The following is a 12,916-nucleotide window of genomic DNA, read 5'->3' on the forward strand; positions in this document are numbered from 1 at the left end:
CGAAGTCTTCGTCCAGACCGCCGAACGAACCGCTCTCTCATACCTCCTCAAGCCATTCACCGACCAGATGATGAAGGCATTCAGGGAGGAGTAGCAAGGAGGGGACTAGGGCGGCATTGACATCAGGTCGGCAACGACCACCGACACAGCAACCGTGCTGGATGACGGAGCATTTCAAGTTCAATTGCAGGCTGTTGTCTGCCGCGCCATGTATTGCAATAATATATACCTCTATCGTTGTAGGAGTGGGATGGATGTTAACCATTTTTTAACACGGCGGCGGATGCTATTATTAGAGGTCTCCAAGGTATTAAGGGGTGCTGGTTTATCCTCGAGATAGTGCCGTTTGGTCCTTGCTCAAAATGAGCGCCTTGCCTGTTGTCTCCGCTAGCTCGCGCCCACATTTTCGGCCTTCTCATGCCGATTCAGCTATTCCTGACCGGATGACGAAAGTATTGGCGGGGGGTAGCGCGATTTTACTACTGAAACGAAATGTGTAGTGAAAGAGACATTGTCCCATCGTAGACTGATTTAACTATCACTTAAGTATTATCTTCAAAAACACGTGTTGGTGCGCTAGGGTAGTACTTAAAATGAGAGGGGAGCGGCATGGCGATTTCAGTAGCGTTCGTCGATGATCATCCAATACTACTCGAAGGATTGGTCAGTCTCTATTCAAACAAGGAAGATCTGGCGATTGTCGGCAAAGGGGAGAATGCGGTTGATGCATTGAAGCTTGTCGAGGAACTCGACCCTGATGTGATTGTGGTCGACCTGAGCATGCCTGGCGACGCGCTTTCCGCGATCGAGATCATGCTGCAGCGCTATCAGCGTACCCGCATCATCGTGTTTACTGCCAGCTCCAGTATCGAGTCGGCGATCCAGGTCTTGGGTCTGGGTGTTTCCGGTTACGTGTTGAAGGGCAGCACCGCCTCTGATTTGCATGAGGCTATCCGCACGGTCTATGCCGGCAATACCTTCATCACGCCCGGTTTCGCCACCAAGGTAATCATGTCGATGAAGACCGAGGCGCTACGTCGAAAGACGCAGGTGCATCTCCGGTTGAGCGCCCGCGAAGAGCAGATCGTCGGCTACTTGATGCGTGGCAATACCAACCGGGAGATTGCGAGCTGTCTCGACATCAGCGAAAAGACGGTGAAGCACTATATGACCGTCCTGATGCAGAAGCTCGACGCTCGAAACCGGCTCGAAGTCGTGCTGGCCGCTCAGAAGCTGAGCGTGGCGCACGAGGCTAGTGTGCAGAGGGCTTACACTTGACGGCGTGGCCGGCGCCCTACGTAGACAGCCGGGTGGCGCAGAGTATCTGCCGACGCTCCCACCATACAAGCGTGAGGCTGGAGGCGACGATCAGCCCGGCACCTGCCACGACATTGACCGTCGGGACTTCCGACCAGATGAGATAGCCGTAAAGAAACGCCCAGACGAGGCCGCTATATTCCATCGGCGCCAGCGTCGAAGCAGGTGCATGGCGGAAACCCTCGTAGAGCAGATACTGGCCGGCTGCAGCCACGAAGCCGAGGCCGATCATCAGCATCCAGCCGAAAAGATCCGGTGTCTTCCACAACCACGGCAGCGTCGCGCCGCAGGCGACAACGAAGGCAAAGCTTGTTGCCATCATCTGGTTCGCGGTGCTTTCGGTGCGGCTGACGAGGCGAACAAGCACGGTGCTCCACGCCCAGCAGAAACCGGCGAAGATGACCATCCCTGCGGGCACAAGGCTTGGTGCTTCGGCGGGATTGGCGGCGAGCAGCACGCCGACGAAGCCGCCTATGCATGCGAACCATCGCATCGGCCCGACGTTCTCCTTGAGGACGAGGATCGATAGCAGGACCACCATGATAGGCGCTGAGAAATACATCGTGGTGATCTCGGCGAGGCCGAGGTGGCGTGCAGCAGAATAGTAGGCCATCCATGCCGCAAGCATGAGCCCTGCGCGCAACAGCAGGGACTTCCGGTGCGGGCTTTTTAATATTGAAGGATGCCGCAGCCGCTGAACCATGACGCCGGCGATAACCACGATCATGATGCTGCGCATGAAGAGGATTTGCGGAACCGCGTAATCGGCCACCAGCCACTTCACCACCGCGTCCTGAATGGCAAATAGCGAATAGCCGGAAGAAGCAAGCGCAATTCCGACGAGCGGGCTCGCGGCGTGGTCATGGGATCGTTGGAGCATTGGCCTGTGGCGGGGGATTACATCTTATGGATGATGCCTATCAAGAAGCCCGCCGCGTGACAATCGCAAGAAATCAACACGGCAAAGTTGCCGTCGGGCGGCCAGCAGGCATTTTCGACGTATCCGGCTGGTCCGCGCCTGTCAGTTGCTTCAAGGGTGTGGCCTTATGACAGATCGTCGCTTCGGGCCTTGCCTGACGCACCCAAGTCCGGTGTATCATAAGACGTCAGAGGCAAGGTAGAGGGTGCGCGTGATGAATGAGGGCAAGTCGGCACTTTACATGGCGACGTCGTGGGCATTGTGGCCAGCGCTCTTCGCCGCGGGATTGAGTGGGGCCGGCTGGGCTTTTCATACAGGCGCGCCGCTGTTGTGGTTCAACGTCGTCTATCTGTCGATCGTCGCGGCGATCGCAGGCTTCGAGCGGCTGATGCCCTATGAGCAGGAATGGCTGAAGCATGATGGCGAAACTTTCAACGACATCGCACATACGCTCCTGACCAAGGGTGGCGTACAACTTGCCGCGGCCATTGGAGCGTCTGCCCCAATGGCGATTGCCACAGTCGTGCAGCCAGCGGTCACGTCGCCTGCGGCGGTATGGCCGGACCACCGGCCCCTTGCCTTCCAGGTCGCGCTGGGTTTGGTCATCGCCGAATTCGGTCTCTATGTCGCGCACCGCGCCGCGCACGAGATCCTTTCGTTGTGGCGGTTTCATGCCCTGCATCACAGCGTCGAACGCCTGTGGGTTGTCAATACCGGCCGCTTTCACGTCGTCGATTCGCTCTTCAAGATCGCGCTTAGCCAAATCCCGCTCTATGTCTTGGGGGCGCCCCTCCCCGTTTTCCTTTGGATCAGCGCGGTGACAGCTTTCATCGGCCTTCTCACCCACTGCAACATGGATGTCAGGACAGGCCCGCTCGACCGGATTTTCAGCACCCCGCGCTTGCACCGCTGGCATCATTCGAAGGTGCTTTCCGAGGGAAACACCAACTACGGCGAGAATCTCGTTTTATGGGATCAGATATTCGGGACGTATTTCAATCCGCCTCGCAGACCGCCGGCTGAGATCGGGATCAGTGGACGGATTGCCGAGGGCTTCGTTGCCCAGCTCGTTCAACCGTTTTCGGCGAGAGGGTTCAGACAGATACTAGGACGTCGCCACAAGCCGCAGCCGACCGTCGCGCCCCAAAAGGAACACACGGCGTATGAGTAAGATCTGGCAGCGTTTTTGCGACTCTTTATTGCAGATACTCTCGTTATTGCAGATAAAGTCGCGCAATCGAAGAAGGCGCGCAGACAACAGCTGCGCGCCTCCCTGCCTTAATCTTCCATAATTACTGGAACATGTCGTTGAGCTTGTAGGCAACTTCCGTGCGGTTGGTCGCCTTCAGCTTTTTCATGATATTTCGGATATGAACTTTGACCGTGCTTTCGCGCAGGTTGAGTTCATAGGCGATGATCTTGTTGGCCTTGCCTTTGCGAAGCGCTTGCACGACCTCGGCTTGCCGCAGCGTAAACAGGCGCGATAGTTCATTCGGCCGCTGCTGCTGGTTCCGGTCAACTGTGGCCGCTGCACCAGGGCAGAAGGCGCCACTTGCGAGAATGAAGGTCCCGCCTGCGATCGCCAGGGAAATTGCCTCGACGCAGACCTCGATCCCGACAGAGGTTGGAATGAAACCGCGAGCGCCGTATTGAAGGACCTTCAACGTCTGGTTCAGGTCGTCACCATCCGCCAAAATGATAACCGGCGCTGGCGCGACTTCCGACGTTATGTGCTTGATCTCATCGTACAGGGTGGCGTCATCCATCCTGCGACCGGCGATGTTGAGCAGGACCGCACCAACAGGCTGGTCCTTGTCTTTCTCTTCGCGCCACTCTCCAATTGAAGCAACGGTCAGGGCGTCCATGCGCAGACCATTCGCCCTCAGCGTTGTTGCAAGGCATTGACGTTCAAGTGTTCTGGCGTCGATAATCAGCACGCAGCGATCATCGTCTTGCGCCCCGTCAGAATGCTCGAAGTCCGCTTTCGCCCTTGATGTCACCGCATCATGCCGAAGCCTATTCAGTGGTATCCGTCCGCTTTCAAATTCCGAAGGTACGTAATTCATACTAGCCTCATACCCCTAGAGTTCCGGAGAATAGTCGTGCGTAATGAATGCAATACTTTGCGACGACCCCGGAACGATTTGATGATCCCCTTAGTATGCCTCCAAAGTAGAAGTACTTCGTATGATCAATCACAAGTCTGCTGATCGCATGGTTTCTACTTTATTAAGAAACTACATACATGGATGCTAATAAGCAATACAAAAATATTTCAGACGGTTAATGCTGAGAGTTGGAGTATATAAAAATATGCTTTCTTTTCGGAAAACTCGGAATGTATTTTCTCAGTAGCGAAAGTACATCGGCATGCAGTGAGTGGTATTGATCTTGGAAGGAATAAAATTCCTTACAGATGTTATTGAAATTAGGTTGCTTCAATGAAACTACTCTTATCAGGCGCATTTAAGTTTGGCCGTAGCTGCGAGTTGTGCCGGTTTCAGCCGTTGATAGTTAGGCTGCAGTTGCTGTCGTAGCAGTCCCACTATCGACGTTCCCGTCAAGTGTTCACTGTGCTCCCTGTGGAGTGCGTTCAGTCTCATCGTGTGAGGTCATTACATCATCGGGGGTGATTTTCTCTCAAGGATGAAAGTGGGGATTTATGCAAAGAGGTGGATCGCATCGGGAAGTCGGGTAGAGAAACTAAAGGCAAGAGCACCCTCCCGGGATGTTCAAGGCTTAAGGAGGAGCCCGGAAATGTCATCGCTTCGTTTTGCCCTCAACCACATGGCGGCGCCGTCGCTGCCGATCGAAGATTTCTTTGCGCTGACCACGTCGCTTGGCATCGATGCAGTCGAGATACGCAATGATCTCACGGGCAATGCGATCCTCGATGGAACCACACCAGAGGTGATCGCGCAGGCGGCACGACAACACGCGTTGACCATTATCTCGATCAATGCGCTGCAGCGCTTCAATGAATGGAACGCTGCGCGCGCGGAGGAAGCGCAGGCGTTGATCAGCTTTGCGAAAGCGTGCGGCGCAAAGGCGCTCGTTCTTGTTCCCAAGAACGACGGCACCGGCCGAGCCGACGGCGAGCGTCAGGAGAATCTGCGCCAGTCGCTGGCGGCACTGAAGCCGATGCTCGAGGCCGCCGGGATCATAGGGCTTGTGGAGCCGCTGGGCTTCGAGATCTGTTCCCTACGGTCAAAGGCGGAGGCCGCGGCGGCGATCGATGCCGTGTCGGCCCGATCGACGTTCAAGCTGGTCCATGACACGTTCCATCATCATCTTGCCGGCGAAGGACAGCTCTTTCCCGACCTGACCGGGCTGGTTCATATCTCTGGTGTCAGCGACCCTGACGTTTCGATCGCGGATATGCGCGATCCTCACCGCGTGCTGGTGGCGGCAGATGATCGTCTGGACAATGCCGGGCAGATGCGTGCACTCGTAGAGGCGGGTTATGCCGGACCGTTCTCCTTCGAGCCGTTCGCTGCCGAAGTGCACCATCTCAAGGATCCGGCAAAGGCGTTGCGGGCGAGCATGGACTACCTTTCGGCGCAGGTCTGAGCCGCGTAGCCCCTCCCCCTCACCCTCTGCCACGAAAGCGTCGCTGGTATGCGGCGTCGTAGAGCGAACTCTCACGAAAATCGCTGGCCGAAAGTGACGGGCCGACGAAGATGATCGCCGTTCGCTCTATCGGCTCGGCGCTCAGCTTTGCCTCGATGTCGCCAAGCGTCCCCCGGATGATCAGTTCATCCGGCCAAGACGCCTTGGCGACGATCGCGACGGGGCAGTCGGCGCCGTAGAGCGGCGTCAGTTCCGCGACAACCTGCTCGAGCGCATGTATGGCAAGGTGGATGGCCAATGTTGAGCCGGTCGCGCCAAATTGCGCCAATGTTTCGTCGTTCGGCATCGGCGACGCACGACCCGAAACGCGCGTCAGCACCAGGCTTTGCGCGACGGCTGGAATCGTCAGTTCCCGGCCAAGGGCGGCGGCTGCCGCCGCAAAGGCGGGCACGCCGGGCGTCATCGTGTAGTCGATGCTATGCTTTTCGAGCCGGCGGATTTGCTCGGCAACGGCGCTCCAAACGGAAAGGTCGCCCGAATGCAATCGCGCAATGTCCTCGCCGGCTGCGGCGGCCCGCAGGTACTCAGCCTCGATCTCGTCCAGCGACATCGGTGCCGTATCGATGATGCGCGCGTTAGGCGGGCAGTATTGCAGTAGTTCCGGGGACACGATCGAGCCCGCATAGAGACAGACTGGGCATTTGCCGATGAGGTTGCGGCCGCGCACCGTAATCAGGTCCGCCGCACCCGGCCCGGCGCCGATGAAATGCACTGTCGTCATCTGCTTTGTCTCACTTCTTTCCATAGCGCCACTGGGTGACGGGCATGGCTTGACGCCAACCGTTCATGCCGCCGAGGGGTGCTGCGCGTGCGATTTCAATACGGGTCAGCGTGCCGCCGTACTGCCGATGCAGCGAAAGCAGCATTGCCTCCATCTCAAGCGTCACGGCGTTGGCAACCAGACGCCCTCCCCTCTTCAGGGCTTCAAGCGCTGCCTCGAGCACGCCTGCCTCGCTGCCGCCACCGCCGACGAAGATCGCGTCGGGTTCCGGCAGGTTCGCAAGCGCCTCGGGGGCGGTTCCCTCGACGATCGCAAGGCCGGGGACGCCGAAGGCAAGCGCATTTCTTGCGATGCGCGCGGCCCGCTCGCTCGATTGCTCGATGGCGATCGCCCGCAGCGATGGGTCGGCCAGCATCCATTCGATGCCGATCGAGCCGGAGCCGGCGCCGATGTCCCAGAGCAGTTCGCCATGGCACGGGGCCAACGCGGCAAGCGTGATTGCACGGACGTCCTGCTTTGTTAGCTGGCCATCGTGCTCGAAAAGGGCGTCATCGAGCCCCGGTGTGAAGACAATCGTCCGCGCCCCCTGCCCTGCCACAACCTCGATCGCACAGACGTTCAGCGGGTCGATCTCCGCAAGGTCAAAGCGATCGGCGCGCGCGTGACGCTGCCGCTCGCGCTCCCCGCCAAGCGCCTCAAGAACGTGCAGTTCGGATTGGCCGAAGCCGGAGACGCGGAGAAGCTCCGCGAGTTGGTCTGGTGTCTCGCCGTCCGACGTCAATGCGATGATCCGCCTGCCGTGATGCAGGTGCGGTCGGATCAGATCCAACGGGCGGCCGTGTAGCGAAACACTGGCCACCTCTTGCAGTGGCCAGCCGAGCCGCGAGGCAGCCAGGCTGAAAGAGGATGGGGCCGGGATGACATGCATTTCCTCGGCACCGATGCGTCGCGATAGCGTCGCGCCAACGCCATAAAGAAACGGATCGCCCGAGCCGAGGACGACGACCGGCAAGCCACGGTGCGCAACGACCGCCTCAACGGACTTCTCGAAGGGGCTTTCCCAGATGAGCCTCTTGCCGGTGATGATTGCTGCCGCCAGCTCATGATGCCGTCTTCCGCCAAAGACGACGGACGCGGCAGCGATCAATCGCTTGGCCTCGTCACCTAGCCCGGCTGGACCATCTTCGCCGATGCCGATAATAGTCAGCCAGCGTTGGCTGGGAGCGGAAGGCATATCAGACATGGGCAAAATCCGCATCCTGATGCTGGGAGGCACCGGCGAAGCGCGCTCCCTCGCCCAAGCGCTCACGAACACCGGCCGGTACGATGTGTTGCTCTCGCTCGCTGGCCGAACGGAAAAACCGTGCGATCAACCGGTTCCTGTTCGCATCGGCGGTTTTGGTGGCGTCGACGGACTGGCTGCTTTTCTGCGTGATGGTAGCTTCGACCTCCTGATCGACGCAACGCATCCCTTTGCAGCTCGCATCTCCAGAAACGCCAGCGAGGCCTCGGCGGCGATCGGCATTCCCGCATTCGCGCTGCGCCGGCCAGAATGGGTGGCTGAACCTGGTGATCGGTGGACGCATGTTGCGACCGTCACAGAAGCCATTGAGAGGCTTGGCCCCTCCCCTCGCCGGGTCTTCCTGGCGATCGGTCGCCAGGAAGCGCATCGCGCCGAAGTCGCGCCCCAGCACTTTTACCTCGTGCGTAGCGTCGATCCTGTCGAGCCGCCGCTTGTCCTTCCCGACGTTCAGCTGGTCCTCGATCGCGGCCCTTACGATGTCGAAAGCGAAGTTTCGCTGCTTCGCAGTCATCGCATCGACGCCTTGGTGACCAAGAACAGCGGCGGTTCGGCGACTTATGCCAAGATCGAGGCGGCGCGAAGGCTCGGTATCGAGGTGATCATGGTCGTGCGCGTGCCGGCCGCTGCCTTGCAGACGGTCACCACGATCGAAGCGATGCTGGCGGCGATCGATCACCTGTTTTCCCCTGCGATGAACCGCGGCGTGTAGACGAGGTCCGGCTTGCCGTCTCGGGCGATCACCTTCGTCTCAGGCGAGCCAATGATGACGCAGGTTGCCATATCCGCGGTCGCAGCGTCGGCTTCGGCAAGTGGCTGGATCGTGATGCGTTCGTCGGGACGTCCCGCAGCCCTGCCGAAAATCACTGGCGTTGTTGCGGGCAACGCTAAGCGCAGCAGTTCGAACGCCTTGCCCAATTGCCAGGGCCGTGCCTTGCTGATCGGGTTGTAGAGCGCGATGACGAAGCCCGCCTGCGCAGCCACAGAAAGTCTATTCTCTATTATATTCCAAGGCTTTAGGTTATCAGAGAGTGATATTGCGCAGAAATCGTGGCCGAGTGGCGCCCCGATGCGGGCGGCGACCGCAAGCATGGCGGTAATCCCCGGGAGCACGACCAGATCAACGGCGCGCCATTCTTGCGGACCGCTATCGATGGCTTCGCAAACGGCCGCGGCCATGGCAAAGATGCCCGGGTCGCCGCCGGAAACGACGCAGACGGTCGCGCCGGTTGCTGCGGCATGCAGAGCGGCCGCTGCTCGATCCAGCTCCTCCCGGTTGTCGGATGCCTGCCGCCGCTGATCGGATCTGAGGCGCAGCCGGTCGAGATAGGGTCCGTATCCATAGAACTCCGTTGCCTGGGAAACGGCGTCGGTAGCTTCCGGTGTCATCTGATCCGGATTGCCCGGGCCCGTCCCGATCACGAAGAGCTTCCCGGTCATCGGGCGGCCTCCCAACCGGGCACGAGCACCAGCGAAAAGTACGGCGCATCACCATCCGGCCTGTCGGCAAGTTTCGTCATCGCCGCATTGACCATTGTGCCCCGCTCCACATAGACGGCCTCGGCGAGCCGGCCGGATGCCTCGAGCGCGCGGCGGATCTTCGGAAGGTTGCGTCCCACCTTCATGATCACAGCGGCCTGCGTGTCCGATAGTCTGCGCTGCAGCTCGGCCTCAGCCATCGTTCCCGGCAGTACGGAGAGCACGTCATCTCCCTGGACGATTGGAATGCCGGCGAGCGACCAGCATCCTGACATCGCGGTGATCCCGGGAATGACTTCGGTCTGATAGCGGTTTGCCAGGCGTACATGCAGATGCATGTAGGAGCCGTAAAACAGGGGGTCGCCCTCGCTCAGCACGGCGACGGTGAGACCGTTTTCCAAGTGCCTGGCCACTGCAGCCGCTGATTGATCGTAAAAGGCAGTAATCTGACCCTGGTAGGCCTCGTCCGTTTTTTCGATCTCGGTCGTCACCGGATAGTAGAGCGGTAGGAGCGTCTTTTCTGCGTTCAACAGATGCTCGACGATCGCCTTGCCGTTACCGCCCCTGCCCTGCTTGGCAAAATACGCAACGACATGTGCTGCCTCGATCGCCTTGACAGCCTTGACGGTCAGGAGCTCCGGGTCGCCGGGACCAGTGCCGACGCCGATAAGACGGCCAGAATTCTTCATAGGCCAGCTCTCGCCAAAGCGTTCAGGGCGGCTGCCGTCATCGCGCTGCCACCGAGGCGGCCACGCACAATCGAAAACGGTACGCCGTAGGAGTTTTGCGCCAAGGCATCCTTTGATTCTGCTGCGCCGACGAAACCGACCGGCATGCCGATGATCGCTGCCGGTTTCGGCGCGCCGTCTCGAAGCAGTTCAAGCAGATGGAAGAGGGCTGTCGGGGCATTGCCGATGGCGACGACGCTGCCTGCCATCCGCTCCAGCCAAAGGTGGAGCGCCGCTGCCGAGCGCGTGTTGCCGGTCTGCTTTGAAAGCTCCGCCGTGCGCGGATCGTGCAAGGTGCAGAGCACGTCGTTGTGGGCCGGCAAGCGCTTACGCGTAACACCGTGTGCCACCATTTCCGCGTCACAAAAGATCGGTGCTGCGTCGTGCAGGGCGGCACGCGCGGCGCTGACGAAGCCGGGCGAGAACACGAAATGCTCTGCCGCTTCAACGAGCCCGCATGCATGGATCATCCGCACGGCAATATCGGCTTCCTCAACAGAAAACCGTGAAAGGTCAGCTTCGCTGCGAATGATCGCAAAGGATCGCTCGTAGATCGCGTCCCCGCTGTGAATGTAGTCGTAGTCAGGCATTCCTATCCCTGTCGCAGCGCCCTTATGGCGTCGTGTTTGCCGATCCGTCTAAGGCATGCGGCAGCCGATTCGCCAGCTTGTCTCTCGTTTTTGATCAGGCGAGCGAGTTTCTCTATAGCGGAATCGATGTCGCCGCTAGCAATCTGTGCATCGGGAATATCCGACGCTACGCCGTCCAGTATGAGATGGTAACCATCTTCGGCGCCGACAACACAAAGAGCGGGTCGTGGATGGGCGCAACCCTTGGCGCAGCCGGAGAGGTGAACAACCATCGAACCGTCCAGCAATTCAGGAGCGATCGTGACCAACCTCTCGGCGCGAACCTTGGTCTGAAAACGGCCTGAAGCGCAGGCACCGGCGCCTGCACACGCAGCGATGTGCATCGCCGGATCATCGATGTCGGCAGACAGAGCGTACCGGGGTGCCATTTGCGCAAGGGTTGCGGCTGACTGAGAAGAAAGCCCAGCCAAAAATAAGACGCGCTTAGGGCTTGGCCTGACTTGCGTTGCGCCGAGCGCTTCGGCGGCGCCAAGGAATGCAACAAGCTCGCTGGCGTGCATTTGGCCGAAGCGAGGCCTAAGGCCGAGAACCGCGGAACCGTCGGACAGGGCGAGGGTGCCGACCAAAGGACTTTTGCACTCGGGCGTACCTGCAAGCGGCATGGCCTCCATCGAAGGGAAAGCTGACCGCAGATGCTCACGCTCGATATCACGGCACCGCTTGTGACGGCCAAGCGAAACGAGCAGATGAAGCAGATCTCCCACCGCCCGAACTGCCGTATCGGCGTTTCCCGTCAACAATGGCAGGGCCGTTCGCTCGTTGCCGTCGATGGCAACCCGCCAGACGCCAGCGCAAACCGCGGTCACACGAATGTCACCGGTAAGTGCAGCAAGGCCACACGTGCCGCCGCCGTCGATCAGGATTGACAGCTTCGGCGCAAGCAAGGGCGAAAGAAGCTCCGCAGCGAGTTCTTCGCGCAGCAGCGCTTCGATCTTAGCTGGCTTCCCGATCTCGTCAGGCGCGATGCCATGCAGCGGCGAGAGCTCGATCACGGGGCCGGCGGGAACCGAGATACCGGCGGTGTTGAGATCTGCGGCGAGCGGTTGGACGGTCTCCGGTCGCAGGCCGCGGATTTGCAGGCTGCCGCGCGCCGTGATCTCGAGGATTCCGTTCCCGTGTCTTTGGGCGGCCTCGGCCAACTGGATGAATTGCGGGATGGAAAGAATGCCGCCGGCGGGCCGCAGCCGTGCCAGGAGACCGTCACCGGTTTGCATCGGCATAGCGAGCGTTGGGCAGGCGCCACGGCGCATCCAGGCCGAGGGGGCCTCTTCCCGACTGTTGCGCGCCGTCTGTTCGCCAAATGCCATCGTCGCCAATTCCTTCGATCACGTCCTTACATGATCGGCGCGATCATCGCAAAACCATGATCCATGTCAAAGATCGTCGAAATCATGCCCCTTGCGCAGCAGATAGATGTCCATGATCCAGCCGTGACGCGCCCGCGCTTCGGCCCGGAGCGCGACGATCTCGTCAGCAACGTCCGCCAATCGGCCGGCGCGTGTGATCTCGTCCGGGGTTCCGAGGTAGGCACCCCAGAAGATCTCCGCGTCGGGGTCATCGATCTTTGAAAAGGCGAGTTCGCCATCGAGCATCACGACCGTGCTGTCGGCCCGATTGCCTTGCTCGACAAGACGCCGACCCGTGGTGATTTCAAGCGGTTTTCCAACAAGGTTGATCGCAATACGGTGGCTTGCGGCAAGCGCCTGGACACTTGTAATGCCGGGAATGACACTGAATTCGAAGACGATACGACTGGCTTGCCGGGCACGCTCGAGAACGCGAATGGTGCTGTCGTAGAGGCTGGGGTCGCCCCAGATCAGGAAGGCACCCGTACCGGCTTCTGGCAGGCCCTCGATCAGCCTGACATAGGTCTCGGCAATGGCGGCATGCCAGGCATCCACGCTTTCGAGATAGGTCCGGTCGGCTGTGGTGCGCTTGGGCACCGCAAATTCGATGATCTCAGTCTTGTTGTTCGTGACGTAGCGGTTGCAGATTTCTCGTCGGACAGCGGCAAGTCCGTCCTTTTCAGCACCTTTGGTCGGAATGAAGATCACATCCACGGCATTCATCGCGTTGATCGCCTGGACGGTCAAATGCTCGGGATTTCCCGTCCCGATGCCGATGATGTGGATGTGTCGCACGCCTTTTCCCCTTCAATTCTGGTCGTTTCTG

Annotated in this window: 13 protein-coding genes; 4 read left to right on the plus strand and 9 right to left on the minus strand. The window is 59.6% G+C overall.

Translation table 11 applies throughout. The features are described from left to right. Positions 1-609 precede the first annotated feature (609 nt). Positions 610-1,278, plus strand: coding sequence for a response regulator transcription factor (locus FHX09_RS19180; protein WP_132590379.1), 669 nt, complete (start codon positions 610-612; stop codon positions 1,276-1,278). Positions 1,279-1,294: 16 nt separating this feature from the next. On the opposite strand, the gene FHX09_RS19185 is transcribed toward FHX09_RS19180, so the two are convergent. Next, entirely contained in the window at positions 1,295-2,197 is a 903-nt protein-coding gene (locus FHX09_RS19185; RefSeq protein ID WP_184450506.1) for a DMT family transporter, read from the minus strand. A gap of 253 nt (positions 2,198-2,450) precedes the next feature. On the opposite strand from FHX09_RS19185, the gene FHX09_RS19190 reads away from it, so the two are divergent. Then, a complete protein-coding gene (locus FHX09_RS19190; protein WP_184450507.1) occupies positions 2,451-3,407 on the plus strand; it encodes a sterol desaturase family protein in 957 nt (318 codons plus the stop codon). A gap of 121 nt (positions 3,408-3,528) precedes the next feature. Here the strand turns inward: FHX09_RS19190 and FHX09_RS19195 are convergent, their stop codons facing one another. After that, the gene (locus FHX09_RS19195) at positions 3,529-4,302 is read right to left on the minus strand and encodes a response regulator transcription factor (RefSeq protein ID WP_132590373.1); all 774 of its coding nucleotides are present in this window, start codon (positions 4,300-4,302) and stop codon (positions 3,529-3,531) included. A gap of 691 nt (positions 4,303-4,993) precedes the next feature. Here FHX09_RS19195 and FHX09_RS19200 point away from each other — a divergent pair. Further along, positions 4,994-5,806 carry a TIM barrel protein gene (locus tag FHX09_RS19200; protein WP_184450508.1) on the plus strand — a complete coding sequence of 271 codons (813 nt, stop codon included), beginning with the start codon at positions 4,994-4,996 and terminating at the stop codon, positions 5,804-5,806. A gap of 19 nt (positions 5,807-5,825) precedes the next feature. On the opposite strand, the gene cobM is transcribed toward FHX09_RS19200, so the two are convergent. Both cobM and cbiE read right to left on the minus strand, forming a co-directional pair. Next, positions 5,826-6,587: a precorrin-4 C(11)-methyltransferase gene (gene cobM, locus FHX09_RS19205; RefSeq protein WP_184450509.1), complete on the minus strand. Its 762-nt coding sequence runs from the start codon at positions 6,585-6,587 to the stop codon at positions 5,826-5,828. 10 nt (positions 6,588-6,597) lie between these two features. Beyond that, on the minus strand, positions 6,598-7,830 hold the full coding sequence (cbiE, locus tag FHX09_RS19210) for a precorrin-6y C5,15-methyltransferase (decarboxylating) subunit CbiE (protein WP_184450510.1): 1,233 nt from the start codon (positions 7,828-7,830) through the stop codon (positions 6,598-6,600). On the opposite strand from cbiE, the gene FHX09_RS19215 reads away from it, so the two are divergent. After that, positions 7,829-8,599, plus strand: coding sequence for a cobalt-precorrin-6A reductase (locus FHX09_RS19215; protein ID WP_132590365.1), 771 nt, complete (start codon positions 7,829-7,831; stop codon positions 8,597-8,599). The genes cbiE and FHX09_RS19215 overlap by 2 nt on opposite strands. Here the strand turns inward: FHX09_RS19215 and FHX09_RS19220 are convergent. The 5 genes from FHX09_RS19220 to cobF all read right to left on the minus strand — a co-directional run bounded on the left by FHX09_RS19220 (position 8,563) and on the right by cobF (position 12,885). Beyond that, a complete protein-coding gene (locus FHX09_RS19220) occupies positions 8,563-9,327 on the minus strand; it encodes a precorrin-3B C(17)-methyltransferase (RefSeq protein ID WP_183720548.1) in 765 nt (254 codons plus the stop codon). The two genes, FHX09_RS19215 and FHX09_RS19220, sit on opposite strands and share 37 nt — an antisense overlap. Continuing rightward, positions 9,324-10,055, minus strand: a complete 732-nt coding sequence (locus tag FHX09_RS19225; protein WP_132590361.1) for a precorrin-2 C(20)-methyltransferase — start codon at positions 10,053-10,055, stop codon at positions 9,324-9,326. Before FHX09_RS19225 ends, FHX09_RS19220 begins: the two co-directional genes overlap by 4 nt. Further along, positions 10,052-10,684 (minus strand): precorrin-8X methylmutase, encoded by a 633-nt coding sequence (locus FHX09_RS19230; RefSeq protein WP_132590359.1) that lies wholly within the window; start codon positions 10,682-10,684, stop codon positions 10,052-10,054. Before FHX09_RS19230 ends, FHX09_RS19225 begins: the two co-directional genes overlap by 4 nt. Positions 10,685-10,686: 2 nt before the next feature. Then, on the minus strand, positions 10,687-12,051 hold the full coding sequence (cobG, locus tag FHX09_RS19235) for a precorrin-3B synthase (RefSeq protein WP_184450511.1): 1,365 nt from the start codon (positions 12,049-12,051) through the stop codon (positions 10,687-10,689). A gap of 66 nt (positions 12,052-12,117) precedes the next feature. Continuing rightward, positions 12,118-12,885: a precorrin-6A synthase (deacetylating) gene (gene cobF / locus FHX09_RS19240; RefSeq protein ID WP_132590355.1), complete on the minus strand. Its 768-nt coding sequence runs from the start codon at positions 12,883-12,885 to the stop codon at positions 12,118-12,120. Positions 12,886-12,916 lie beyond the last annotated feature (31 nt).

It is taken from the genome of Rhizobium sp. BK538, assembly GCF_014197575.1.
Classification (GTDB): domain Bacteria; phylum Pseudomonadota; class Alphaproteobacteria; order Rhizobiales; family Rhizobiaceae; genus Rhizobium.

What these genes read in the sequence shown, in the direction of transcription:
- cobG (WP_184450511.1), bottom strand. Translation starts at nt 12,051, where the DNA reads ATGGCATTTGGCGAACAGACGGCGCGCAACAGTCGGGAAGAGGCCCCC.
- FHX09_RS19225 (WP_132590361.1), bottom strand. Translation starts at nt 10,055, where the DNA reads ATGAAGAATTCTGGCCGTCTTATCGGCGTCGGCACTGGTCCCGGCGAC.
- FHX09_RS19190 (WP_184450507.1), top strand. Translation starts at nt 2,451, where the DNA reads ATGAATGAGGGCAAGTCGGCACTTTACATGGCGACGTCGTGGGCATTG.
- FHX09_RS19215 (WP_132590365.1), top strand. Translation starts at nt 7,829, where the DNA reads ATGGGCAAAATCCGCATCCTGATGCTGGGAGGCACCGGCGAAGCGCGC.
- cbiE (WP_184450510.1), bottom strand. Translation starts at nt 7,830, where the DNA reads ATGTCTGATATGCCTTCCGCTCCCAGCCAACGCTGGCTGACTATTATC.
- FHX09_RS19195 (WP_132590373.1), bottom strand. Translation starts at nt 4,302, where the DNA reads ATGAATTACGTACCTTCGGAATTTGAAAGCGGACGGATACCACTGAAT.
- FHX09_RS19220 (WP_183720548.1), bottom strand. Translation starts at nt 9,327, where the DNA reads ATGACCGGGAAGCTCTTCGTGATCGGGACGGGCCCGGGCAATCCGGAT.
- cobM (WP_184450509.1), bottom strand. Translation starts at nt 6,587, where the DNA reads ATGACGACAGTGCATTTCATCGGCGCCGGGCCGGGTGCGGCGGACCTG.
- FHX09_RS19180 (WP_132590379.1), top strand. Translation starts at nt 610, where the DNA reads ATGGCGATTTCAGTAGCGTTCGTCGATGATCATCCAATACTACTCGAA.
- FHX09_RS19185 (WP_184450506.1), bottom strand. Translation starts at nt 2,197, where the DNA reads ATGCTCCAACGATCCCATGACCACGCCGCGAGCCCGCTCGTCGGAATT.
- FHX09_RS19230 (WP_132590359.1), bottom strand. Translation starts at nt 10,684, where the DNA reads ATGCCTGACTACGACTACATTCACAGCGGGGACGCGATCTACGAGCGA.
- FHX09_RS19200 (WP_184450508.1), top strand. Translation starts at nt 4,994, where the DNA reads ATGTCATCGCTTCGTTTTGCCCTCAACCACATGGCGGCGCCGTCGCTG.